General features: G+C 38.9%; 17 protein-coding genes. 11 read left to right on the plus strand and 6 right to left on the minus strand.

The annotated features are described in order from the left end of the window. Positions 1 to 161 precede the first annotated feature (161 nt). Complete coding sequence (locus tag ACTB0Y_RS06840) at positions 162 to 3,101, plus strand: M16 family metallopeptidase (protein ID WP_463206069.1); 2,940 nt, start codon at positions 162 to 164, stop codon at positions 3,099 to 3,101. Between the two features lie 218 nt (positions 3,102 to 3,319). Here the strand turns inward: ACTB0Y_RS06840 and ACTB0Y_RS06845 are convergent, their stop codons facing one another. From ACTB0Y_RS06845 to ACTB0Y_RS06855, 3 genes are all read right to left on the minus strand, one after another. Further along, positions 3,320 to 4,420, minus strand: a complete 1,101-nt coding sequence (locus ACTB0Y_RS06845) for a hypothetical protein (protein WP_463206070.1) — start codon at positions 4,418 to 4,420, stop codon at positions 3,320 to 3,322. A gap of 151 nt (positions 4,421 to 4,571) precedes the next feature. Beyond that, positions 4,572 to 5,600 (minus strand): aldo/keto reductase, encoded by a 1,029-nt coding sequence (locus tag ACTB0Y_RS06850; protein WP_463206071.1) that lies wholly within the window; start codon positions 5,598 to 5,600, stop codon positions 4,572 to 4,574. A 157-nt stretch (positions 5,601 to 5,757) separates the two neighbouring features. Further along, the gene (locus tag ACTB0Y_RS06855; RefSeq protein WP_463206072.1) at positions 5,758 to 7,182 is read right to left on the minus strand and encodes a sugar porter family MFS transporter; all 1,425 of its coding nucleotides are present in this window, start codon (positions 7,180 to 7,182) and stop codon (positions 5,758 to 5,760) included. Positions 7,183 to 7,534: 352 nt separating this feature from the next. Here ACTB0Y_RS06855 and ACTB0Y_RS06860 point away from each other — a divergent pair, with 352 nt between their 5' ends. The 8 genes from ACTB0Y_RS06860 (at position 7,535) to ACTB0Y_RS06895 (ending at position 21,025) form a co-directional block, all read left to right on the plus strand. Beyond that, on the plus strand, positions 7,535 to 10,810 hold the full coding sequence (locus ACTB0Y_RS06860) for an RICIN domain-containing protein (RefSeq protein WP_463206073.1): 3,276 nt from the start codon (positions 7,535 to 7,537) through the stop codon (positions 10,808 to 10,810). Positions 10,811 to 11,057: 247 nt separating this feature from the next. Beyond that, positions 11,058 to 11,807, plus strand: coding sequence for an acyl-[acyl-carrier-protein] thioesterase (locus tag ACTB0Y_RS06865; RefSeq protein ID WP_463206074.1), 750 nt, complete (start codon positions 11,058 to 11,060; stop codon positions 11,805 to 11,807). A 120-nt stretch (positions 11,808 to 11,927) separates the two neighbouring features. Further along, positions 11,928 to 14,399 carry a TonB-dependent receptor gene (locus tag ACTB0Y_RS06870; protein WP_463206075.1) on the plus strand — a complete coding sequence of 824 codons (2,472 nt, stop codon included), beginning with the start codon at positions 11,928 to 11,930 and terminating at the stop codon, positions 14,397 to 14,399. Between the two features lie 141 nt (positions 14,400 to 14,540). Continuing rightward, positions 14,541 to 15,257, plus strand: coding sequence for a 4-hydroxy-tetrahydrodipicolinate reductase (dapB, locus tag ACTB0Y_RS06875; RefSeq protein ID WP_463206076.1), 717 nt, complete (start codon positions 14,541 to 14,543; stop codon positions 15,255 to 15,257). 26 nt (positions 15,258 to 15,283) lie between these two features. After that, positions 15,284 to 16,675: a S26 family signal peptidase gene (locus ACTB0Y_RS06880; protein WP_463206077.1), complete on the plus strand. Its 1,392-nt coding sequence runs from the start codon at positions 15,284 to 15,286 to the stop codon at positions 16,673 to 16,675. Between the two features lie 25 nt (positions 16,676 to 16,700). Further along, a complete protein-coding gene (gene lepB / locus ACTB0Y_RS06885) occupies positions 16,701 to 17,591 on the plus strand; it encodes a signal peptidase I (protein WP_463206078.1) in 891 nt (296 codons plus the stop codon). 37 nt (positions 17,592 to 17,628) lie between these two features. Further along, on the plus strand, positions 17,629 to 18,909 hold the full coding sequence (gene glyA / locus ACTB0Y_RS06890; protein WP_463206079.1) for a serine hydroxymethyltransferase: 1,281 nt from the start codon (positions 17,629 to 17,631) through the stop codon (positions 18,907 to 18,909). An 88-nt stretch (positions 18,910 to 18,997) separates the two neighbouring features. Beyond that, positions 18,998 to 21,025 carry a M3 family metallopeptidase gene (locus ACTB0Y_RS06895; RefSeq protein WP_463206080.1) on the plus strand — a complete coding sequence of 676 codons (2,028 nt, stop codon included), beginning with the start codon at positions 18,998 to 19,000 and terminating at the stop codon, positions 21,023 to 21,025. Between the two features lie 16 nt (positions 21,026 to 21,041). Here the strand turns inward: ACTB0Y_RS06895 and ACTB0Y_RS06900 are convergent, their stop codons facing one another. Both ACTB0Y_RS06900 and ACTB0Y_RS06905 read right to left on the minus strand, forming a co-directional pair. Continuing rightward, positions 21,042 to 21,533: a SixA phosphatase family protein gene (locus ACTB0Y_RS06900; RefSeq protein ID WP_463206081.1), complete on the minus strand. Its 492-nt coding sequence runs from the start codon at positions 21,531 to 21,533 to the stop codon at positions 21,042 to 21,044. Positions 21,534 to 21,602: 69 nt separating this feature from the next. Next, a complete protein-coding gene (locus ACTB0Y_RS06905) occupies positions 21,603 to 22,889 on the minus strand; it encodes an NAD(P)/FAD-dependent oxidoreductase (RefSeq protein ID WP_463206082.1) in 1,287 nt (428 codons plus the stop codon). A gap of 91 nt (positions 22,890 to 22,980) precedes the next feature. On the opposite strand from ACTB0Y_RS06905, the gene ACTB0Y_RS06910 reads away from it, so the two are divergent. Next, entirely contained in the window at positions 22,981 to 23,649 is a 669-nt protein-coding gene (locus tag ACTB0Y_RS06910; protein ID WP_463206083.1) for a hypothetical protein, read from the plus strand. Positions 23,650 to 23,857: 208 nt separating this feature from the next. After that, positions 23,858 to 24,505, plus strand: coding sequence for an MBL fold metallo-hydrolase (locus ACTB0Y_RS06915; RefSeq protein WP_463206084.1), 648 nt, complete (start codon positions 23,858 to 23,860; stop codon positions 24,503 to 24,505). A gap of 95 nt (positions 24,506 to 24,600) precedes the next feature. Here the strand turns inward: ACTB0Y_RS06915 and ACTB0Y_RS06920 are convergent, their stop codons facing one another. Beyond that, positions 24,601 to 25,200: a hypothetical protein gene (locus ACTB0Y_RS06920; RefSeq protein WP_463206085.1), complete on the minus strand. Its 600-nt coding sequence runs from the start codon at positions 25,198 to 25,200 to the stop codon at positions 24,601 to 24,603. Between the last annotated feature and the right edge of the window lie 131 nt (positions 25,201 to 25,331).

Genomic DNA, 25,331 nt, shown 5'->3' on the forward strand with positions numbered 1-25,331 from the left:
GAATCCAGGCAGCGATATTTTTTTGTTCGATTTACTGTTTTACAGACAATTAATTTTGAATGTGTTCGTTAATTAAAACGTAAAAATAAATTGCCAGTTCGTAAAACTTTTGTTACGTTTGAGCAGCTAAACTAAATTATTCTCTCTTAAAGCAAAAAAACATGTACAAAATTAAGATGATCGTTATCGCGACCATAGGAATGTTTCTTATGGGCTGTGCCGGTAATGGAAAAAAACACGAAGTAATTCAAAAAGAAGACAGCAGTGGTTACGCATACAAAGAAGTAACCAACGACCCCTATCATGCACGGATTTACACGCTTGACAATGGCCTGAAAGTTTACCTAAGCGTAAACCGTGATGAGCCAAGGGTACAAACCTACATTGGTGTTAAGGCAGGATCCAGTTACGATCCGGCTGAAACTACCGGCCTTGCACATTATCTGGAACACATGATGTTTAAAGGTACAGGTAAAATTGGTGCACTCGACTGGCAAACTGAAAAAGCCATGCTCGAAGAAATTTCTGAGCTTTATGAGCAACATAAAGCAACAGATAACAAGCAGGAGAAAGAGGCCATTTATGCCAAAATAGACAGTATTTCGTTTCAGGCTGCTAAAATGGTGGCTGCCAATGAGTACGATAAACTCATGTCTACACTCGGAGCAAAGGGTACAAACGCTTATACTTCAAATGAGCGCACTGTTTATATGAACGATATTCCGGCCAATGAGCTGGAAAAATGGTTGATGGTCGAAAGTGAAAGGTTCAGTGAGTTGGTACTACGCTTGTTCCACACCGAGCTCGAAACCGTTTATGAAGAGTTTAATATGGGACAGGATCAGGACAATCGCCAGGCTTACCAGGCACTGTATAAAAATCTTTTTCCCGGCCATGTTTACGGTGAACAATCCACCATTGGTAAACCGGAACATCTGAAAAGTCCGTCAATGGTGAATATCCACAATTATTTCGATACTTACTACGTACCTAATAATATGGCTGTTGCCATGGTTGGCGATATCGATATGGACGAAACCATAAAAATGGTGGATGAGCATTTTGGTAAAATGGAAAAAAGTACGGTTGAACCCATTGACCACGGAAAAGCAGAACCAATTAAGGGAGTAGTAAAAGATACTGTTAGCGGACCTCAACCTGCATCTGTAAGAGTAGCATTTCGTTTCGACGGCGTAAAATCAGAAGATCGAAAATATGTGAGCCTTATTGACCATATTCTGAGCAATCGCACAGCCGGCCTTATTGACCTTAATCTTGTACAAGAACAAAAGGTACAGATGGCCGCATCTTATTCCAGCTTTTTACAGGATTATGGTTCACATGTATTCTATGGAATGCCCCGACAGGGTCAGGATTTGCAAGAAGTTGCCGATCTTATGCTGGCCGAACTGGAAAAAATCAAAACCGGAAATTTCGATGAATGGCTTCTAGAAGCTTCTATCAAGGATAAGAAGGTTAGTAAAATAAGAAAGCTCGAAGGTAAATGGAGAGCGCACGATTTTATCGATGCTTTTACCAATGATTTTGCCTGGGAAAACTACATAACGTTTATTGAAGATCTTGAAAAAATTACCAAAGAAGATTTGGTGAAATTTGCCAATGAAAACTATGGCGATGATTATGTGGTTATTTTTAAAGAACAAGGTGAGCGTACCAGGGCAGTTAAAGTTGATAAACCCAAAATTACCTCCCTTGAACTGAATCGTGATGTAAATTCCGAATTCTTAGATAAAGTTACCAGCCAGCCTTCAACGCGTTTGGACCCCATGTTTCTTGATTTTGATAAAAAGATAGATCATGCTGAAGTAACTGAAGGTGTTAAACTTAGCTATATCAAGAATAAAACCAATGAGCTTTTCCGCATGCAATACATCATTCCAATGGGTAAGAATCACAATAACATGATTCCATTGGCGGTTGAGTACCTTGAGTATTTGGGTACCGAAAAGTACAGCCCCGCGGAATTTAAAAAGGAACTTTTCAAATATGGACTGAGCTTTGGTGTTTATGCCAGCGATGAAGATGCCTATGTGTACATTTCAGGTCTTGAAGAGTCGCTCGATAAAGGTGTAGAACTGCTTGAACATATGATTGCCAATGCTAAACCCGACCAGGAAGCTTATGACAAGTATGTGCAGAAAATTTTGAAAGACCGTTCTAATGCCAAAGAGGATAAAAACGCTATTCTTTGGAACGGCATGCTCAATTATGGTTTGTATGGCGAGGAATCTTCTTTCAGAAATATTATTCCGGAAGAAAAGCTTAAAAATATTGCCCCAAAGGCCCTTACAGATCTTGTAGAAGATTTGTACAGCTACAAGCACGAAATATTTTATTACGGCAGCAGGCCCACAAAGGAACTGAAAGCCTTACTGGCAAAAAAACATCAAATACCTGAGGAATTAAAGCCGGTCCCTGAACCAAAAGATTATGATGTGCGCGAAGTTGACCAAAACGAGGTTTACTTTGTAGATTATGATATGGTACAATCCAATATTTTATTGCTTTCAAAAGATCAGCAATTCGAAAAGGAATTGGTGCCTTATGCCCGCATGTTTAACGAGTTTTATGGCAGTGGCTTATCATCCATCGTTTTTCAGGAAATAAGGGAGGCCAAAGCCCTTGCTTATACGGCTTTCTCAGCTTTTACAACACCTTCAAAGAAAGATGATGATCACCTAATTTATGGTTTTGTAGGTACGCAGCCCGATAAAATTAAAATTGCTACCAATGCACTGATGGGTCTTATGGACGAAATGCCCGAAGCGCAAAAGCAATTTGAAAGTGCACGTGAGGCCATTTTGAAAAAAATCGAGAGCGAGCGTATTACCAAAGATCAAATATACTGGACCTACAGACGGAACAATAAGCGTGGAATTGATCACGACTTCCGTAAAGACGTTTATCAGAAAGTACAGAATATGTCACTCGAGGAATTTAAAGAATTCTTTAACAACCATATCAGCGGTAAGAATTATACCTACATGGTGATGGGCGACAGTGAAAGTGTGGATATGAATGTGCTGGCTCAAATTGGTACCGTAAAAGAACTTACACTTGAAGAGGTATTTAATTACTAGAAGTAATTTTATTGTGAAACTACAAAGCCCCGGATTTTTTTCGGGGCTTTGTGTTTTATTGGCCTTTTAAAACCGATATCCTATCATTAAAAGATGTTTCCTGTTTGAGTAATCTATTGACGGGAATGGTGTAACTAAAAAAGTGGTCATGTAACGGTATTCAATTAATGCACTTTTCCAGTAAAAACCTAAGCCACCTATTAATCCACTCCTGTATTTTAAGAAATCTTCAACCGCTTTTTCTTCACTAATATTCCCATTGTTTTTATTTTTCCGTTTTTTGTAATTGGTCTGATCGAATCCGTATCCTCGCATAATGCCCGCATTAGCATAAACACTGAGTTTTTTAATACATACCGATATTTAAGCATTAAATTCAGGTTTATATCTTGTGAGCCAATTTCAATATTGGTAATATAGCCATTGTCTTCATATTCACCTTTTACGAGATAATTGTAATACATTACTTCGGTTCCGATAGCCCACTTTCGCAAGTTTTTTGGAAAAATAAAATCAACTCCAAAGGCAGCAGTGAAATTTGTCGAAGTGCTGAAACTGGGTTTGTCCATGTACAAAAGGGACCCTGATTGAAAGTCGACGCTGGTTACCGATAAACCTGCCAGTACATGGGGTTCCAGTTTTATTTTGCCTTTTGCTTTTTTAAAATCAGCTTTGTGTTCAACACATTCGTAATATTTTTTGAAAAGCTTTTGCAGGTTCTTAGGTTTATATTGCACATCTTCCAAAAGCTTATTAATAGTTTGGCAATCATTCAAATAAACCATCAATTGACCTCTGTAGGTGTTTTTTTCCTGCTGGTATTTCGAGCCGTTACGTGAAATGAAATATTTTTTGTATTTCAGTAGTTCTATAGTGTCTTTCTGTTTAATGTAAAAATTATTTTGGTCGTATCTTGTACCGTAATGGTAAAGGCTTTTTTTACCTTCAAATAACACTTCCAGGAAAATAGTGTCTTTTTTCAGATTTAGCGCCGGGCCTTCTTCTATTCTTGCCGTAGTTCTGGGACTTGTTTCAATATTTACTATTTCTCCTGCATAGTAGGAATTGCCTACCTGAAAGGCTTTAATATCCAGTGGCCTGAATTTTTTTGTGCGGCTGTTTTCTTGTTCTTTAAAGTGCACCTTTTTTGGATTAATTTTCCACTTGCGGTAATCTATTAAACCATGAATCGTGTCGTTGTTTTGGTCAATAATGAAACCCGGAGTGAGGTTTTTTTGAGATTTCGCCTGATGTGATAGCCCAATGCTTACAACTAAGAAAACAATGGTTAGGTAGGGGATAAAACGTGTGTTTTTCATTTTGTTCTTTATATTTTCTTTGCAGGGTAAAAATAGATATATGTTATTAGAACAAAAAGAAATTGTATAAAAACAGTTTGGAGGGCTCTGGTGAATTTTTATCAATTTCCATACAGCCCTTCAATGATATCAGCTCATGATTTTTTAAATATTAGTTCCTGTGATTATCAATTTTATTTCCATTTTCACTTAAGATAAAGTTTTTAATTCTGTCCTGGTTTAAAAAGGCATGAGGAAAACCTGGATCTATTGCACTTACATCGTCAAGCTTTTGTTTCTGCTCATCATTTAGCTTTATATTCACAGCATGCAAACTGTCACTCATTTGTTCTACTTTTCGGGCACCAACAATTGGTATCACAACCTGGTTTTGTTGCATGGTCCATCGAATGGCAATTTGTGCTGGTGAGAATCCTGTTTCGGTAGACATTTCTACCACAGCTCTGGCAATGTTTTGATTTCTTTCACTTAACCTGGGGTTGTCGTTTTCGAGTCGTTTCTCTTCATTATCCTGATTGAGGTACTTACCGGTTAATGAACCTCCGGCAAGTGGCGCCCAGGCGGTAACGGCCATATCACCAGACTTTGCCATAGGTAAAAGGTCTCGTTCTGTAGTGCGCTCAATAAGGCTGTATTCTACCTGGAGTGCATTAAAGCGTGTCCAACCACGCAAGTCAGCAATGGCATTAGCCTCTGATACAATCCAGGCGGGTGTGTCTGAGATGCCGGCATATAGAATTTTTCCAGATTTTACCAGGTCATCAATTCCGCGCAAAATTTCTTCTGTGGGCGTGTGAAAGTCCCAGGCATGTAAATAAAACACATCAATATGGTCCGTATTGAGCCTTTTCAAACTTGCTTCTACTGATCGCATCATGTTTTTACGGTGATTTCCTGCATAGTTTACATCATCAGGCTTGTCATATAAACTATATTTGGTCGCCAGCACAAAGTGATCCCTGTCTGGTTTAATAAACGTTCCAATAAACTTTTCACTTGTTCCTTCAGTGTAGCGATTTGCTGTGTCGATAAAATTTCCGCCTGCGTTGGCATAGGCATCAAAAATTTTTCGACTTTCTTTTTTAGAAGCTCCCCAACCCCAATCTTCGCCAAATGTCATGGTGCCCAGGCTGAGTTCTGATACGCGTAATCCGGTTTTTCCTAATAGTTTGTAACGCATAATATTTTTTTAAAGGTTTTTATTTCACAAATTTTGGAAGCTCGCTGGTTCTTGCATACGGCATACATTTTATATGCGCTCAATATCGTCAACATAAATAACAATATTTTGTTGCCTTAGACGCTATGCTCAGCTAAAAAAGAATGCAAGGGTTATTTTATATTCTGCCGTATTTTTTCTCCCATATTTTCTCAATTTTTTCCAGTGAACGGCCTTTAGTTTCTGGTATAAATTTCCATGTAAACCATATGATGATTAATATGAAAGTTATAAACAGGAAATAGGGGAGTGAACCATCCCAAAATCCTTCTGTATTGGCTTTACTTTCAACAACCATTGGGAAAGTTTGCGAAACCAGGTAATTTGAGGCCCATTGAACTGCAACGGCAATAGACATAGCTATGCTACGTATTGAGTTTGGAAACATTTCCGATAGCATTACCCATACAATCGGACCCATCGACATGGCAAAAGATCCTATAAAAACCAGGATTCCTATAAGTGAAATAATTCCCACATTGCCGGTCATTAGCGTTATGCCAAGCATTAAAAAACCCGTGAGCATTCCTGCTGAACCGGCAAATATTAATGGTTTCCGGCCCCAGCCATCTACGGTGAACATGGCCAGGAATGTAAAAGCTACATTAACGCCGGCCAAAAGTATTTGTTGTGCCAATACATCGTCTTGTCCAAACCCAAGGGCTTTTTCAAAAATGTCGGCGCCATAGTACAATACAGCATTGATTCCTGTGAATTGTTGCAAGCCCGATATTACCGAGCCAATGAGAATGATGGGTAAAATGCTTCTTTTGAAAATTGCCTTAAATGGTATGCCTTCTTCTTCTTTTATGGACTCACGTATTTCTTTCAATTCTTTGGCAACAGCAGCTTCGCCCAATACTTTACCCAGTACCTTTTCAGCTTCTTCTTTTTTACCTTTTAGCATGAGCCAGCGCGGACTTTTAGGTACAAAAAACAAAAGCAATAAAAACAATACAGAGGGAATTACCTCCGACCAAAACATCCAGCGCCAGCCTTCGTTTATATTGTAAGTTTGGCCTTTTGCGCTGCCAATAAAGTAGGTGGCCAGAAATACAATAAAAAAACCAATTACGATGGCCATTTGGTAAAAGGTAACCATTTTACCTCTTGTGCCGGCAGGCGAAATTTCTGCTATGTAAGTAGGGGCATTCATTGAGGCTAAACCAATTCCAATGCCTCCAATTAATCTGAATACAACAAGTAACGACACAGATTCGGGCAGGAAAGCGGGTAGACCCGACCCCCAGGCCGATAATGTGAAAAATGATGCTGCTATAATCAGCGAGTGTTTGCGGCCGGTTTTTTTGCTTAATGGACCCGCTATAATGGCTCCGGCGAAACAACCCAGCAGCGCGCTGCCAACAACCCATCCTTTCATGGCGGCACTTAATTCGAAATATTTGCTGAAATAATACTGAGCCCCATTGATTACGCCGGTATCATAACCAAACAAGAAACCTCCAAGGGCCACAATCATGGCAATTGCGATCAGGTATAGCTGATGCTTACTTTTGAGCTGATTAAGGCTTTTATCTTGCAAAACAGTTGTTTTATGAGTTATCCATTTGTATGGTAAATGTAATGTTTTTATAGAATAAACCCATATGTAGCGTATTTTTATTCTGGTCTAAAAACCTGCATTTTTCTGTCATCTGCATTTCATACAAATGCTTTTGTTAATTGAATTGAACTTATTTAGTCTACGCTTGTTATTTTCTGATTTTCAATCAGCCTAGTTCTCTTTGTTGCAAAACTAAACGGTATTAATCCACCCTGTTAATCTTTATGAGCATACCCAGATAAAAGTAAAAATAGCTGTTTCTGAGAAAAAGTAAATTCTATTTCATTTTTAGTGTTTTTGGCAACTAATTATAAAACAAAACGTAATCATCATGCGCATTAAATCTTTTATTCTATTTGTATTACTGGGATTCACAATGTCCATTTTACATGCACAAAATCAAGTTGACATTCCCGGATTCGGAACTTTACCTGTAACTAAAAGTGGTGATAACTATCAAATCACCCTGCATAATTATGGGACTTTTGATTTCAAAGGAACATTAAATCCTTTCGATCTCGAAACATCTGTTACAGTTGACCAATTAAAGAAATTTCCGGGTTATGAAGTTATGTCGAACATGGGATTAAAGGATATTAGATTAAAGGTATCTCCAGCCGGATTATTTATAGGATCAAAGGCTGATACAGAGAAGAATCTGAAAGTTCTGTTCGATTTCTTTAATATTAAAGCTCCTTACGTGACTATTAATAGTAAAATTTCCAAATCAAGTTTTGCACTTGAAAGCATTTTGGATTTTTCGCATGAGCCTGTGAAAATAGAGGTTGTACCATCTGCTGGAACAGAATTGCATTTGGAAAAGTTTTCAATGCTTGCCGGAGCCGGACAGGGTGGCGCGAATATTAGCGTAATTACAGAATTGCGCATGAAACCAACTAAATGGGATCCTGCTTTAAAAACTAAATTTGAACTCGCCTACAATCTACGTAACCAGGAAATAACAGGTAGCGGTTCAATGATGGATACCTGGGCCGACCCATTTGCACTCGACAAACACCTGAAAAAGAATTCAATTTCATTTACAAATACGGCAGTGTCATTGGGTTGGATACCAGGTTCACCATCACCCACGACCCTCGGGTTTGCAATAGAAAACGCAAATTTTTTTAGTCTTGAGTTTGGTGCAATGATGAGCATTTCACCAGCCAATGGTCAGATTGCACTTAGAGCTACGCGCGAAAAAATGACTATGAATGATTTCACAACCGTTCTGCGCGATGGCTTTGGCTTGAATGTACCCGATGTATTTCCAGATAATGTATATATAAAAGATGTTGAGATATTATTTTCTCCAAATGGCGGAGAAATAGGGGAAATAGAAATAGAGCAGGGCTTTGCAATAAAAGGCAGAGCAGATTTACTGGGGGCTGTTCAAGCCGATATTGATTATTTTGTCAATTGGGAAGAAGGGTTTTACCTGGATTATAAGCTTGACGCTGACCTGAAACAAGCCCTGATGAATGAAATTAGAAAAGTTAAACCGCTTGCCCCGGTTATGGATAGAGTTCTGAAGACATTTCAGCTTCGTAAGGTGCATGCACACCTTGAGGCAGGCATGGACCTGAAAATGACAGGCAAAACACATGTAGAATTTGAGGTATTTGAAAAGACCCACAAATTTGACATGCAGGCTTCTTTAGATCCTGATGCCATTATAAATGCCATTATAGATAAAATAATGGAACAAAGCGAAATAGTGAAGATAGCTGGTCAGGTGGCTCATATTGCCGGAGATGCAGGTAAAAAAGCTATAGGTATTGTCAATGGTGTCAGGGATTTTGCAGGGGAGTACAGTGATGATGTAGCTCATCTGCCTCATTCCTGGGATAAATGTAAAAATGAGTGTATTCCAAAACTAGCCAATGGATTGGCAAATCCTGTATGGGATGGATCAAACCTTGCCGTTTGGGAGTTTTATTCTGAAGTATACCCCAAATTAGTTAAAGTTAGAGGTGGTGATTTAAGCGAAACAAAGAAACTTAGAAAAGATCTTGTTTGGGAGGAATGGAAAAAACTTGCACAAACTATTGACAGGCGATGGAGTAGCGTGAGAAAAGATGGCACTTGTAAAGGTTATAAATGTAAATGTGATAAGTATAAAAAGCTGGTAGACCAAAAACATCGTTCACATAAAGCACTACGACTAAAGCTCTGGAAGCATATGATGACCGACCTGGATAAATCCAGTGAAAAATACAATGTGTATAGAGTTTATCCTGTTTCTGACAAAGGTGTTTCATGGGATATTCCGGGGTACCATTACAGTGCCCACACCAGAGGTGGAAAACTTAGTACGTATAAAGATGATAATGGCGCTGACCGGTTCATTAAAGTGATCGATAATGATAACGACGGAGTGGTGATGTTTCAGCCACAACATTCTAATTATGTGGTTGATGTTACAGGCGGGTCAGGTAAAACGGGCGTTCATATGCAACTTTGGCATCAAAACAACACGGCTGCTCAAAGATTCAAAATGATTGAAGTTCCCGGCAGAAGCAATACTTATTTTATTGAAACGAAAGATGGCCATTTTTTAACAGCCGGGAGACGGGTTACCCAGGAAAGGCCTACCAAAGCTGAAAACCAGATGTGGTATTTTAAAAAGGCTTATACCAGTGAAATGGCTCCTCCACAAAATGGCAAATACCGCCTACGTACCCTGGCAGGTAAGAATTTGTATATCGATATGCCCGGAGGCGGTAAAAATGCGAAGGGCAAAGGGGCTGAGGTTCAATTATGGACTTTAGATCACCACCCGGACAGAACCATTGAGATCAAGAAAAGAAGAGCCGGTAGGTTGTATACTTTCCAACCTATGCATAGCAATTATGTGTTTGATGTCTCCGGAAGGTCAAATGATAATGGAGCCAATATTGTTTTATGGGATTATAATAAGGGTACAAACCAGCTATTTGAATTCATCTATGCCGGTGCCCCAAGAGTTTACAAAATCAGGATTGCACATAGTGGAAAATCTGTGGATGCCTCAGGAGGCAGTGTCAATAATAAAGGTGACGCCGTGCATCAGTGGAGGGGCCATAATGGAGACAATCAGAAATGGAAACTGGAATCAGTCGGTTCGTACTGGGCCAAGCCGCCTAAAAACCAGGCATTTTTTATCCGTCCGGCTTACTCAAATAAATATTGGGACCTTGGCGGAGATGGTGCCGCAACCAATAAAAAAGGGAAACGATTCAAGTTATGGAGTTTGAATAATGGTGGAGATCGTAAATTCAAGTTCAAACCTACGGGAGACCATTCCTGGATAAATATGCAGGTTCAGAACGGCGGCAGACATGTAGATGTTAAAGGAGGTAAAGTCAAAAATAATGGAGCCCCGCTTCACCTTTGGGATGCTCATGGCGGTGATTCACAAAAGTTTGCCATGAAGCCAACAAGTCGAAATACATTTGTATTATTTTCAAAAGGCTATAAAGCAGTTGACGTAAAAGGTGGTAAAATTCATGATAATGGTGCTGCAATACATCTATGGAGCAGTCATTATGGGGCAAGTCAGCAGTTTGTACTTGAGTATGCCGATGGACCTAAAAAAGGAAAACTTTACGAATTTGAAGGTTTCTAAAAGTAGAACCTGAAAATAAACATGTTATAAGTTTGAGTAAAGCAAGAGTGTCTTAGAAGGAATTAAACTGTTGTTTTATAATGTTTAATTTACTTCTGAGGCAATCTTTTTTTTATACAATTCTATTTGAAAAGTTTAAAATAGATTTGCATCAAAAAAGCCAGGTTAAGCTAGTACATAATCTTTTGTTGAATAACATTCATTCCGAAACCTTTATTACCTTTGCATAGCATTAAATCTCAACCTTATGGATGTACTACCACTGTATTTTAGCGAACATATAATCAAACATTACGAAATTGATGCTTCAGGGCGTTTATCAATGGCTGCCTTAGCCAATCACGTGCAGGAAAACGCTGCAGAACATGCCCGCCGGCTTAAAGTCGGCTATCGCGACATGATCAAAACAAATCATACATGGATGCTGGCGCGTGCACGGTTTAGCTATTTTGAAAGTCCAAAACTTGGTTCGCCTATCGAAGCAGAAACATGGGTTAAGGACACCGACCGGATGTTCTCTTACCGTGATTTTCATTTTAAGGCAAACGATGAAATTTTTGCAGTAGTAAATACAGCATGGCTTGTTATTAATCTCGATACCAAAAAAATTGAACCGGTAGAATCATTTATCAAAAATGCATATAAACTAAAGACCCGCTGCATGGTAAATGAGCCCATACCCAAAATAAAGGGAGTAGAGGGAAAGGCTGAGCATGTTTTTATGCACGAGGTGAAATTTTCCAGTATTGACTTAAATCACCATGTGAATAATGTCAGTTATTTGCAATGGTATTTGGATTATCTTCCCAATGGATTGGCATTAAATCCAGTTACAAGTTTAGTAGTGAATTATTTGCATGAAGTGCGTTTGAGTTTTAAAGTCAATATTTATTATAATATAGAAGATAAGGAAGACGGTACGCATGTGAAATGCGAAATGGTGAATGCTGCCACCGACCAGGCTGCCTGTCGTATTGAAGCAGTGCACAAAAAATAGACCTGTTTGTAAAATATTTTGGCTTGATAAATGTTTATTAAGGCTGAATACATTTATTTTGCCAGTCGAAATGCTATTTTTGTGCCGGCAATTTTACCTGCAAAGTCCAACCATTATTATATGAAGTGTTCACTTATATTTCTACTACTGACTGTATCATTGATGGCTAAAAGTCAAAGCACTGCCTCGGTTACCGGCCGGGTTACTGATATTGACAATTACCCGATTGAATTAGTGAATATTGTAGTGGAAAGTACGCAAGCCGGCACTTCCTCAGCGTTTAACGGTAAATACCGCATAATTATTCCGGCCAATGAAGAAGTACGCATCGCATTTACGCGTGTTGGTTTTAAACGTGAAACAATTACCGTTAATCTTGAACCGGGTGAGCGGGAGCGCGTGGATATGCAACTGGAAATGACCTCTGAAAAGCTTGCCGAAATTGAGATAGCTGAAGAACGTAAGAGATACTCCACAACCTACTACCTGGATCCACGAACTATCGAACAATTGCCGGAGTTGACAGGATCCGTCGAAGGAATTATTAAAACCATGCCGGGTGTTTCTTCCAACAATGAATTAAGTAATCAATATTCTGTGCGTGGAGGTAACTACGATGAAAATTTGATTTATGTAAACGGCGTGGAAATTTATAAGCCTTTTTTGGTCAGATCTGGCCAGCAGGAAGGTTTTAGCTTTCTCAATCCTGATATGGTTGCTAACCTGTCTTTTTCTGCAGGTGGCTTTGAGGCTGAATATGGCGATAAAATGTCGTCTGTACTCGATATTCAATATAAAAAGCCGGCCAGCTGGGGTGGATCTTTCAAAGGAAGCTTAATGGGAGGTGCCATAACCTTACACGGTAGCAATAAAGATCATCGGTTGACGCATATTACAAGCTTCCGGTACAAGAAATCGGGTTATATTCTCAATACATTAGAAACCAGTGGTGATTACGATCCAACATTTTCCGATGTGCAAACATACATCACTTACGATGTAACAGAAGATTTGGAAATAGGATTTATCGGTAATTATTCCAATAATACATACCAATTTCAACCTTCAGACAGAGAGACTGATTTTGGATTAGTTAATAATTCATTGCGCCTGAAAGTGTATTTTGAAGGACAGGAGGTAGATAAGTTCATTACTAGCCAGGGGGCATTTCTGTTGAATTATAAACCCACAGAACAACTCAAATTGAATTTTTCTGCATCTGCTTTCATTAGTAGCGAGTCAGAAACTTTCGATATACTGGGCGAGTACTGGCTCAATGAGATAGACAGTAATTTAGGATCTTCTTCATTTGGGGATAGTGTAGGCAGCCTGGCAGTAGGCTCCTATTTAGATCATGCCCGCAATTATTTAGATGCCCTGGTTTACAACTTTAGCCACAAGGGAGCGTGGAAAATAGGGGCACATAAGATACAATGGGGAGCCAAATGGCAGGTAGAAGATATCAGTGATGAAATTAATGAGTGGATGATGCTCGATTCAGCCGGATATTCACTGCCACCGGATAGCATGAATTATTCGCAATTTACAGATTCAACTGTAACGCTTTTTGAAACCCGTCGCTTTACAAATTCAATCTATTCTCACCGCATTACAGGTTATTTTCAGGATACATGGTCAAAAACAATCGACAGTGCAAATATTTTTATAAATGGAGGAGTACGGGCACAATACTGGGATTTCAATGAGCAACTTGTTTTTTCGCCTCGCTTGGTTATAGCCTTTGAGCCAAATTGGGAAGAAGATTGGCTTTTCAGGCTTTCCGGAGGTGCATATCACCAACCACCGTTTTACAAAGAGGTTTTTGACCGGCATGGAAATAAAAATAAAAATATTAAAGCACAGGAGTCCTACCATATTGTTGGCGGAGCCGATTATAATTTTATGGCGTGGCGCCGGCCTTTTAAGTTTGTGGCCGAAATGTATTACAAGAAACTCAATAATCTGATACCTTATACTGTTGACAATCTCCGCATTATATACGAAGGCGATAACAAGGCGGAGGGATACGCCACAGGGTTGGACCTTAAGATTACGGGTGAGTTTGTAAAGGGCGTTGATTCCTGGTTATCTGTCAGCTTAATGAAAACCCGGGAAGATATTAAAAACGACAGCTATGTAATTGAAGATAATGACGGTAATGCATCAACTGTGCAACCGGGTTACATACCCCGGCCGGCAGATCAAACAGTAACGGTAAACCTCTTTTTTCAGGATTACTTTCCGGGCAACCCAACCTGGAAAATGCACCTCAACCTTGTATATGGTTCAGGCCTACCGTTTGGTCCACCCAATTCACCGCGATATGCAGCTACAGCCCGAATGCCGGATTATCGGCGGGTAGATATTGGAATGTCAAAATCTCTGATATCGTCGCAGCGCACATACAAGAATCCTCGCGGACCAGTAAAGTGGTTTAAAGATTTATGGATTGGAGTTGAAGTTTTTAATTTGTTCGACATCAACAATACAATTTCGTATACCTGGGTGAGAGATGTGTACAATACTGAGTATGCCGTACCCAATTATCTTACAAGCAGGTTATTTAATGTAACGTTAAGTGGTCGTTTCTAAATTTATATAAGTTTCAAATCCTCACCCGCCCGGTTTCTTTTATTAAATTATATTCAAAATCGGCAGATTTATGCTAATTTTGGCACACCAAACCGATTCTATTTAAACGGTTAAAGTATTTTTAATCACAAACCAGTTGCAATGAATGTACTTTTGATAGGATATGGCCGCATGGGAAAAGCTGTTCACGAAATATTCAGGGAACGTGACCATGAAGTGGTGAAAATTATTGACGAGCACAATGCAGAAGAATTAGACCAACTAGACAAAAATGCTGTAGATGTTGCCGTAGAGTTTACGCATCCCGATGCTGGTTTTAACAATGTAATGAAATGTCTTAAAAGTGGTATTCCGGTGGTGACCGGAACTACCGGATGGAATGAAAAATTGCACAAAGCAGAAAAAGCCTGTCAGGAGCACAATACCGCTTTCCTGTATGCCCCTAATTTTAGTTTGGGTGTAAACATGTTATTTGCGATGAATGAAAAACTTGCAAAACTCATGAACAACCAATCACAATATCAGGCTTCTATAAAAGAGATCCATCATATTCACAAAAAAGACAGGCCCAGTGGTACTGCAGTGAATTTAGCAACACAATTAGTAGACCAGGTTGACCGTTACAAAGATTATGTGCTTGATAAAGCCGAAACCGGTTTGTTGCCGGTATACGCTTTCAGAGAAGGGGAGGTATTTGGAGATCATGCAGTGATTTATGATTCCGAAGTGGATACATTGTCTATATCACATCATGCCAAAAGCCGTATGGGCTTTGCCCTTGGTGCGGTTATAGCTGCCCAGTTTGTGCATTCGCGTAAAGGGGTGTTCACCATGAAAGATGTACTTGACATTGAATAAAATACAGAAATATTAATTACACAATAATGAAGAAATTCTGGACAAACAAATGGTTTAAATTTTTACTAACCGCATTAGCCTATATCCTATGGGTAATATGGCTCGATAGCTATTTTTGGTTACTCGGATTACCAGTAATTTATGATATTTATATCTCCAAAAAGGTACATTGGGCCTTTTGGAAGAAAAAAGGCGTTAAAAAACAGAAAAAGATTATTGAATGGGTCGATGCCCTTATTTTCGCCGTTATTGCTGCATCGTTTATCAGGATGTTCTTTATTGAGGCCTTTGTCATTCCAACATCTTCAATGGAAAAGACCATGAGGGTTGGAGATTACTTATTTGTAAGTAAATTTCATTACGGGCCTCGTAAACCAATGACACCAATCTCGTTCCCCTTTGTGCATCATACTATGCCACTTAGCACAAAAACTAAATCATATTTAGATTGGGTACAGTGGGACTATGAGCGCATGCCCGGCCTTCAGGAGGTTGAACGAAATGACATTGTTGTTTTTAATTTCCCTGAGGGTGATACAGTTATTGTAGAACATCAGAACCAGAGCTATTACCAAATTCTTCGTAGCGAAGCTAATGCTATGATGCGTGCAGACCGCACGAAAGGGATTATTAAACATTACAGTTTTTATGAAAACAGGGCCCGAAAGCTCATTCACGAAAACTTTACCATTCATGTACGGCCCGTCGACAAACGTGAGAATTATATTAAACGTTGCGTAGCTATACCGGGTGACGATATTAAGATTATGGCTGGTCAGATGTACGTAAATGGTAAAAAACAAAAGCATTTCGAAGATATGCAATACAAATACTACATCTATACCAATGGAGAACGTATTAACCCCAAAATTCTTCAGAATATGGATGTATCCAACGAAGATATGCAGGTGTCTCAGATAACTTCAGGCAAATATATTCTTCCGTTGACGGATAAAATGGTAAGTAAGCTGCGCAATTTCCAAATTGTAGATTCGGTTGTGCAAGTTATTCATCGTGGTGATGGATCTGATTATATATTTCCACATGACCCTGCATTCCCTTGGACTGAAGATGTTTACGGGCCATTGCATATTCCTGTTGCCGGTGAAACAGTTGAGTTAACCCTACGGGAACTACCAAAATATGAACGCGTAATTGACCTATACGAGGGCAATGATTTGGAAGTAAAAGACAGTACGATTTACATTAATGGTGAACCCGCAGAAACATATACATTTCAACAGAATTATTACTGGATGATGGGAGATAGTCGCCATAACTCACAAGACAGCCGTTATTGGGGATTTGTACCGGAAGATCATATTGTTGGTAAACCCCTGTTTATTTGGTTGTCAATAGATAAGGACGAAAGTCTACTGCAGAAAATTCGCTGGGACAGACTTTTTACTTTAATATAATTTTGAAAGATAAAAGGATTAACTGATGAAGAAAAGAGTAATTGTCATTGCGCTGATTGGCCTTCTTATAGTCGGTTTTATATTTCAGTTTGTGTTAACCTGGCACCGAACCGATGATGAAACCATGGAAGCTACATTAAGTAAAGGGGAGCTGGTTTGGATCAATAAAGCAGCTGTAGGCGCATGGTTTTTAGGTATGAAAATGCCGGGGCTAAGTGCCATTGAAACCAATGATGTGGTGTATTACGCCTATCCCGAAGATTTCGATAACCCTATGTATGAAAAAGAAAGAATGATCTCACGTGTGGCAGGTTGCCCGGGAGATATGCTTAAAATCAGAGGGAAAACGCTGTCTGTTAATAATAAAAAAATACCCTTTCCGCAAGCAACAAAGCTTGGCTATCGTGCCATGTTTAATGAAGGCGTTGATGTACAAAAACTGCTGAGTAAATATGGAATAACCCAGGCAGAAAGTGTGATCGACAGTCTGGGGATTTATGAAGTCCCTTTGACAGAAAAAATGCGGGATTCATTGCGAAAAGATCCGAAGGTAGATTATGTCAGAATGATTAAACAGGTTAGGGGAGGAGCTAACCGGATTTTCCCGAAAAGCCCCTATAGATCATGGTCAGAAGATGACTTTGGCCCTTTAAAAATACCCAGAGTAGGCGATGTTATTCAAATCGATTATCGTAATTATGATATTTATCGCAACATCATAGAAAAATTTGAAGGACATGATGTAATTAGTAGGGAAGGAGAAATGTATATCGATGGCAAAAAATCCAATTCCTATACCATACAAAATGATTATTATTTTGTGCTCGATGATAATCGCGACAGGTTCTTTGATAGTCGTGAATTTGGATTCGTTCCCGAGAATTATATTCTTGGTAAGGTCATTGGCGTAAAATAATGTTTAATATAAAGAACAAACTAAAAAACACAACACTATGAAAAGAGATACTCAGGTATTTGATATTATTGAAAAAGAATACCAACGACAGAAAAACGGTATTGAACTTATTGCTTCAGAAAATTTTGTTAGTGAGCAGGTTATGGAAGCCGCAGGCTCTGTAATGACCAATAAATACGCCGAAGGTTACCCCGGGAAGCGTTATTATGGCGGTTGTCAGCATGTGGACGAAACCGAACAACTGGCTATTGACCGCATTAAAGAAATTTATGGCGCCGAATACGCTAATGTGCAACCTCACTCCGGTGCTCAAGCCAATATGGCCGTGTTTATGACCGTGCTTAACCCCGGCGATACCTTTATGGGACTCGATTTATCACATGGAGGACACCTTTCGCACGGTTCGCCCGTAAATTCTTCAGGTATACTTTACAATGCCATTTCATACAAAGTGCGCGAAGAAGATGGTATGATTGATTATGATGAGATGGAAAAAGTAGCTTTGGCTGAAAAACCTAAAATGATTGTTGGAGGTGCTTCTGCCTATTCGCGCGAGTGGAATTACAAACGTATGCGAGAGATTGCCGATAAAATAGGAGCTATTTTTATAGTAGATATGGCTCACCCTGCCGGACTTATTGCGGCTGGCCTACTGGATAACCCGGTTAAATATGCCCACATTGTAACTTCTACCACCCATAAAACATTGCGCGGACCGCGTGGAGGTATCATCCTTATGGGAGAAGATTTCGAGAATCCATGGGGAAAGAAAACAAAAAAAGGTGTAGTCCGAAAAATGTCAGCCCTGCTTAATTCAGCTATTTTCCCGGGTATTCAGGGAGGACCATTGGAGCACATCATTGCTGCCAAAGCCATTGCTTTTGGCGAAGCTTTAAGACCTGAATACAAAACTTACCAGGAACAGGTAAAAAATAATGCCGCTGTAATGGCCGATGCATTCATGAAAGCCGGATATAAAGTTATTTCTGGTGGTACCGATAATCACTCTATGCTAATAGACCTTAGAACAAAAGCACCCGATATTACCGGTAAGCAGGTAGAAAACATACTGGTTAATGCCGATATCACCATCAATAAAAATATGGTGCCTTTCGATAGCCGTTCACCATTCCAAACATCTGGTTTGAGAGTTGGTACTCCCGCCATCACTACTCGTGGTTTGAAAGAACAGGATATGCCAAAGATTGTGGAATTGATTGACCGTGTCATCATGAATATCGAAGATGAAAACATCATCAACGAAGTTCGCAAAGAAGTGAACAATATGATGAGCGATAGGCCCATGTTTGCATGGTAATTGCATAAACAAAAAGCATAGAAAGGTGTTGCGTTTTTCGCAGCACCTTTTTTGAATATATAAGAACCTTAATTGAATTTATAGATATATGAGTAATCCTTTTTTTTATAAACCCGAAACACCTTATCAAACCCCACCATTCCAAGAAATCGAAATAGCACATTACAAGCCCGCTTTGGAAAAAGCTATTGAACAAGCCAGGCAACAGGTCAATGTGATTGTTGAAAATGAAGACAAACCCGATTTCAAAAATACAATAGAAGCCCTGGAGCAAAGCGGTGAACTGATAGAGCAGGTTGCCGGAATCTTTTTTAATCTCAACGAAGCCGAAACGAATACCGAAATGCAATCTTTGGCACCTGAACTATCAGATTTGATTACCAATTTTGCCAATGAGGTAAATCTAAATACAAAACTCTTCGAAAAAGTAAAATCTGTTCATGATGGCAAGCCCGCCCTAAACAATGAACAGCAAATGCTGCTCGACAATACGTATAAAGGTTTTGTGAAAGGTGGAGCTGACCTGCCGGAGCAAGACAAGGTGCGCTATAGAGAAATAACACGCAGATTGTCGCAGTTATCGCTCAAATTTAATGAAAATGTATTGGCAGAAACCAATGCTTTTGAGCTTCACATAACCGATGAGAAAGATTTGGCTGGCTTACCCGATTATGTAAAAAAAGCTGCACATGAAGAAGCGGAACAGCGAGATAAAAAAGGTTGGGTTTTTACTTTGCATCATCCAAGTTATGTGCCTTTTATGCAGCACGCTGATAACCGGCAGTTGCGAAAAGAAATGTATATAGCTTTTAGCACAAGAGGACACAAAGGAGACGCGTACGATAACAAGGAGATAATAAAAGAAATGGTGAACCTCCGTCTCGAAAAGGCAAAAATGCTGGGATACGAAAATTATGCAGCAATGGTGTTGGAGAACAGAATGGCATTGTCTGTAAAACGGGTAAACGACTTACTCGGTCAGCTTTATGATGCAGGGCACCCGCATGCCGTGGAAGATAAAGAAGCTGTTGAAGCGCTCGCCAAAGAAGATGGACTCAAAGATGACTTGCAACGTTGGGATTGGGGTTATTATTCCGAAAAGCTTCGTAAAAAGAAATTTAACCTGACGGATGAAATGACAAAGCCTTATTTCAATTTGGACAATGTAATTAATGCAGTGTTCGAACTGGCTGGTCAGCTTTACGGCCTTACTTTTAAACCCAATGCTGATATCCCTGTCTACCATAAAGATGTAAAAGCTTATGAGGTCTATGAAGCGAAGAGAAAAAATATTAAAGCCATACTGTACCTCGATTTTCATCCGCGTAAAGGAAAAGGTCAGGGTGCATGGATGACCACTTTTAGAGAACAATCCCGTTTTAATGATGCGTATAAAGCGCCATTTGTTTCTTTGGTAACCAATTTTACCAAACCCACAAGTGATACCCCCGCCTTGCTTACTTTTGATGAGGTTACAACATTTTTGCATGAGTTTGGACATGCCTTGCACGCCATGCTCAGCGATGTGACCTATGAAAGTTTGTCGTGTACAAATGTGTATCGCGATTTTGTAGAACTGCCTTCTCAAATGCATGAGAACTGGGCCTATGAAAAAGAGTGGCTCGATAAATGGGCCCTTCATCATGAAACCGGAGAGAAAATCCCCGATGATTTAATCGAACGCATCCGTAATGCCAAAAATTTCAACAGTGGTTATGCCAACGACCGCCAGGTAAGTTTCGGATGGGTTGATATGGCCTGGCATACGCTTAATAAACCTTTCGATGGTGATGTGGTGAAATTTGAGCGCGCGGTGATGAACAAAGCAGATGTTTTACCCCCTGCAGATGGTACGGCCTTTTGCACAGCGTTTGGCCATATCTTTGGCGGTGGCTATGCCGCAGGTTATTACGGTTACAAGTGGGCTGAAGTGCTCGATGCCGATGCATTTGAACGTTTTCGCGAAAAAGGTATATTTAACAGGGACATAGCCCAGAGTTTTGCAGATAATATCCTCAAAAAAGGCGGAACGGCCCATCCTATGGACCTTTATAAGGCTTTTAGGGGAAAAGAGCCATCGGTTGAACCTCTGCTAAAACGAGAAGGTTTGCTATAGATTTACGATTACTGCTTTACAAGAATTTCTTCGGGAATTCAAAGAAGTCAATTTCTCCACTGTCGGGTTCAAGGTGCCAGGTCTCAACATCGAATTTCAGGCCCAGGCACCCGGCAGTTGGGAAACTTTGATGAAAGTTTTTCGATAATCGAATACAACTTTGCGATATGAAGGGGTTGTGCCCGAATATGATGATGGTCTTTAGATTGTCATCCTGCTCAGCTATATAATCAACTAATTGACCTGTAGTATAGCCCTCGTAAAGAAAATGTTCTCTGATAATATGATTCACGTCATATTCCATCTCTTCTGCAAATATTTTTGCTGTTTCAAAAGCCCGGTAGGCATCTGAGCTAATAAGCAAATCAGCTTTTATGTTGTTTTTAATCAGTACATTAGCAATTAACTTGCTATCTTTTTTTCCTTTTTTTATAAGGCTGCGTTCGAAATCATTACCTGTTTGTTGTTGGTCAGCCTTTCCGTGTCTTACTAATATTAGCCTTTTCATTGATTAATGCCCTCCTGATTTGCTTTTAGATATTGCACAAACTATCTAATTCCCGCTAAATATATGAATTTACCCCTTTTTTTCCAAGTTATTTTTTATAGGCTTAACCAATATTCTTAATGATTGATCACGCGAGAAATAGCTGCTTGCCCAGTTAATGAAAATAAAAAGTCGGTTCTTGACGCCTACTATAGCCATTAAATGTACGAAAATCCAAACCAGCCAGGCAAAAAAACCGCTGAATTTCCACCAGGGTAAGTCTACTACAGCCATATTGCGGCCAATTGTAGCCATTGAACCTTTGTCTTTATATTCAAATTGGGTTGCCTGTTTGGAGTTTAATAAGTTTTTGGCAAGGTTTAATGACTGTTGTATGGCTACCTGCGCCACTTGTGGATGTCCTTTAGGGTATTTCTCAGTGATCATTATTGCCAGGTCTCCCAGTGCGTAGATGTCTTTATGGGCTTTTACCTGATGGTATTGATCCACAATTATTCGGTTTCCGGCACCAATCGCGTTTTTATTTATTCCATTAATTTTTCTGCCCTGAATGCCTGCAGTCCATATCAGATTCTTGGTTTCGAAGCTTTTACCACCTGCCAATGATACTTTCTCGTTATCATAACCCTCTATTTGGCTGTTCAGATACACATCAACTCCGAGTTTTCGCAGAAAGTAAAGAGCCCGTTCACCAGCGTTTTTCGACATGCTAGCCAGTAAGCGACCTGAGGCTTCAAACAGCATAACATTCATTAAACTGAAATCAATTTCAGGATAATCTTTTGGAAGTATGTGGTTGCGCATCTCAGCAATGGCACCTGCAAGTTCTACCCCTGTAGGACCTCCTCCTACAATGGCAATTGAAAGCAATTGATGTTTCTTGGTTATATCGTCTTCGAACATGGCCTGCTCGAAAGATTGTAAAATACGATTGCGCAGGTAAATGGCTTCTGCAGTAGTTTTCATAGATAGGCCATTGTTTTCAATTTGCTTATTGCCAAAGAAGTTTGTGTACGCACCCATAGCAAGTACAAGCTTGTCGTACTTTAAAGTCCCGAAATTTGTTTCAATCGTTTTCTTTTCAGTATCAACAGACTTTAGATTCGTGTTTCTATAGTGAATGTTGCTTTTTTTCTGAAATAGTTTTCTAACCGGGAATGAAATGGAACTGGGCTCCAAACCTGCTGTAGCAACTTGATAAAAAAGTGGTTGAAATTGATGGAAATTTCTTTTATCGAGCAAAACTACCTGATATTTTGACCCTACAAGTTTTCTGGCCAGCTTTAAGCCGGCAAAGCCAACCCCGGCAATCACTATTCGCTCTTTTTTATTATCGGGTATGTTAAATTTCTCCATTGAGTTATCCTTATCTTTTCAGCATTGCTAACAATTATAATCATACAGGGTTCATTCAGAACTTAAAGGATTTATTAATTTTGTGCTATTAATGAAATTAAAAATACCACATATTATAAGTAGTGCCGGCAAGAAAACCACCCTTTTTTTCAAGTGCTTGATTCGAAAAGTTCAAGTTCAAGGTTTGCCCTTTCTAAAAATCAAGAGTCCCGATTCTCGGGATGACTGTTTTCAGAGAGGGCGTAACGTAAAAATTGGACTTTTCGGGCAAGCACTAAGTATTTTGCTTTTGTTTTCAGGATGTATCAATGTTGATAATCCTTCAAATATTCCTGAGGTTCGTTTTGAGACTCATGAAGCATCTTATTGTATAGATAATCTTGGTAATGAAAATAAGTGCATTACCCTATCCTTTAAACTAAAAGATGGCGATGGTAATATGGGACTTTTGGAAAGCGATACCATACCTCCTTTTACCGGAATTTATCAACATAATTTCTATTTTGATATATGGGTCTATAAGAATAATAATTTTGAGCAGTGGAATAACCTTGCAATAAATTATTTTAATATACCATATCTGGTTCCGCAGGGCCAGAACAAAATATTAATTGCTGATGTAGATATTGACTTGTCATTTTCAACCAGCACTTTACCTTATGATACAATGAAAATAAGTTTTTATGTATATGATCGCGACCTGAATCAAAGTAATATAGAAACCACAGATACTATATTTTTTCAACAAAACACGCCTTAACATGTTACATCACACGCAATCTATTTAAGCTTCTGATCTTTCAAAATACAAATATGTCAACTTATGTTTTGAATATGATAAAGTTGTATAGATTGTTGGTACGTAAGATGAAAAAATTATTATCAGGTATTGAAACTTTGTATATCAATTAACTGTTGGTTATATAAAGCTTATAAATAGCAAAAGAATTAATAAAGTATTATAAAACATGCAGGTAAAAAAATTTACATTTAATCCCTGGCAGGAGAATAGTTATTTGCTTTACGATGAAACCGGCGAATGTGCCATGGTAGATATGGGATGCATCAACGACGCTGACTATAATGAATTAGCGGATTTTATTGAAGATAAGGAATTAACCGTAAAGTATATCATCAATACGCATTTGCATATTGACCATGTGTTGGGTAATTATAGGTTAAAGGAAATATATAAAGCTCCTATTTTGGCCCACGAAAATGATGAGTTTTTGCTCGAAAACGCCGAAACTTATGCGAATCAAATTGGATTTAAACTTAAAAATCCACCACCAGCAATCGATAAATATATCGATGAAGGCGAAGATATAAGTATAGGAAACTTTAAGCTGCAATTGTTTCATGTGCCGGGACATACACCAGGTTCGCTCGTTTTTTATAATGCCGAAGAAGGAATTCTTTTGAGTGGCGATGTACTTTTTTATGAGTCGATAGGCCGTACAGATCTTATTTATGGAAATCATGCTGCATTGATTAAGGGTATAATTTCGAAAATTTTAACATTACCAGAAGCTACTGAGGTTTATCCCGGTCACGGTCCTAAAACTTCCATAGCACATGAGAAATGCAGTAATCCTTTCCTGAAACATATGTGTTAGAGAAGTAATATTTGAAGATTAACAGGTTGTTGGGAAAAGTATGTTTTAAACTTTATTCCTGTTAGACTTGTTGTTTGTTGGGATTTGATAATGCTTTAGTTGCGCAGAATGTTTATTCCAACGGCGGTTATTAGACCAGCACCACCACCTAAAAGAGAGGCCTTGATCATGCGAAAAGCCCTTTTTTCTCTGTAGCCATTCTTATAATATTCATTTGCTGAATTAACACCGAATTTTGAAAATAATCCGTATAACCCAATACTAATGGTAGTACCCAATGGCACTAAAGGGGCAGCAAAAAGATCACCTTGTTCCAGGAAACCTGTGCTGCTTGTTGCTACATAGGTGAAAAGGAACGGACCCCAGAAACTACCGGCCTCTTTTCCGTCTATTCGGCCATTCACAAGGTTTTTCATTTGTTCTTTTGAAAGATCGTATTCGCTTTTTGGCTGATAAATAACCGATTTTTTTTCTTTGGTTTCAATAGCATAAACATCATCTAAATCTAAAAAACGGTGCTTACCCTTTTTATTCAGATATTTTAGTTCCTTAAAATCATTTTCTTCTGTTATTGAATATTCAGAAGTCTTAAAAATATCACCTCTTATCGTCGTAATTGTATTTTGCGACATAAGCCCGGAACCCCCGAAGCATAAACTTATAGCAGTTAATATAACCAATAATTTATTCATCATAGTAATATTTTTCAATTGAGTGATAAACATAAGAAAATTTCAAGACTTTTTCTTTATCAGGTAAATCTTCTTTCTAACTTTGAGGTGTTTTATCACAATTTTTGTAGTATAATTACTAAATAAACAAACAC

The sequence above is a fragment of the Salinivirga sp. genome, from assembly GCF_055145285.1.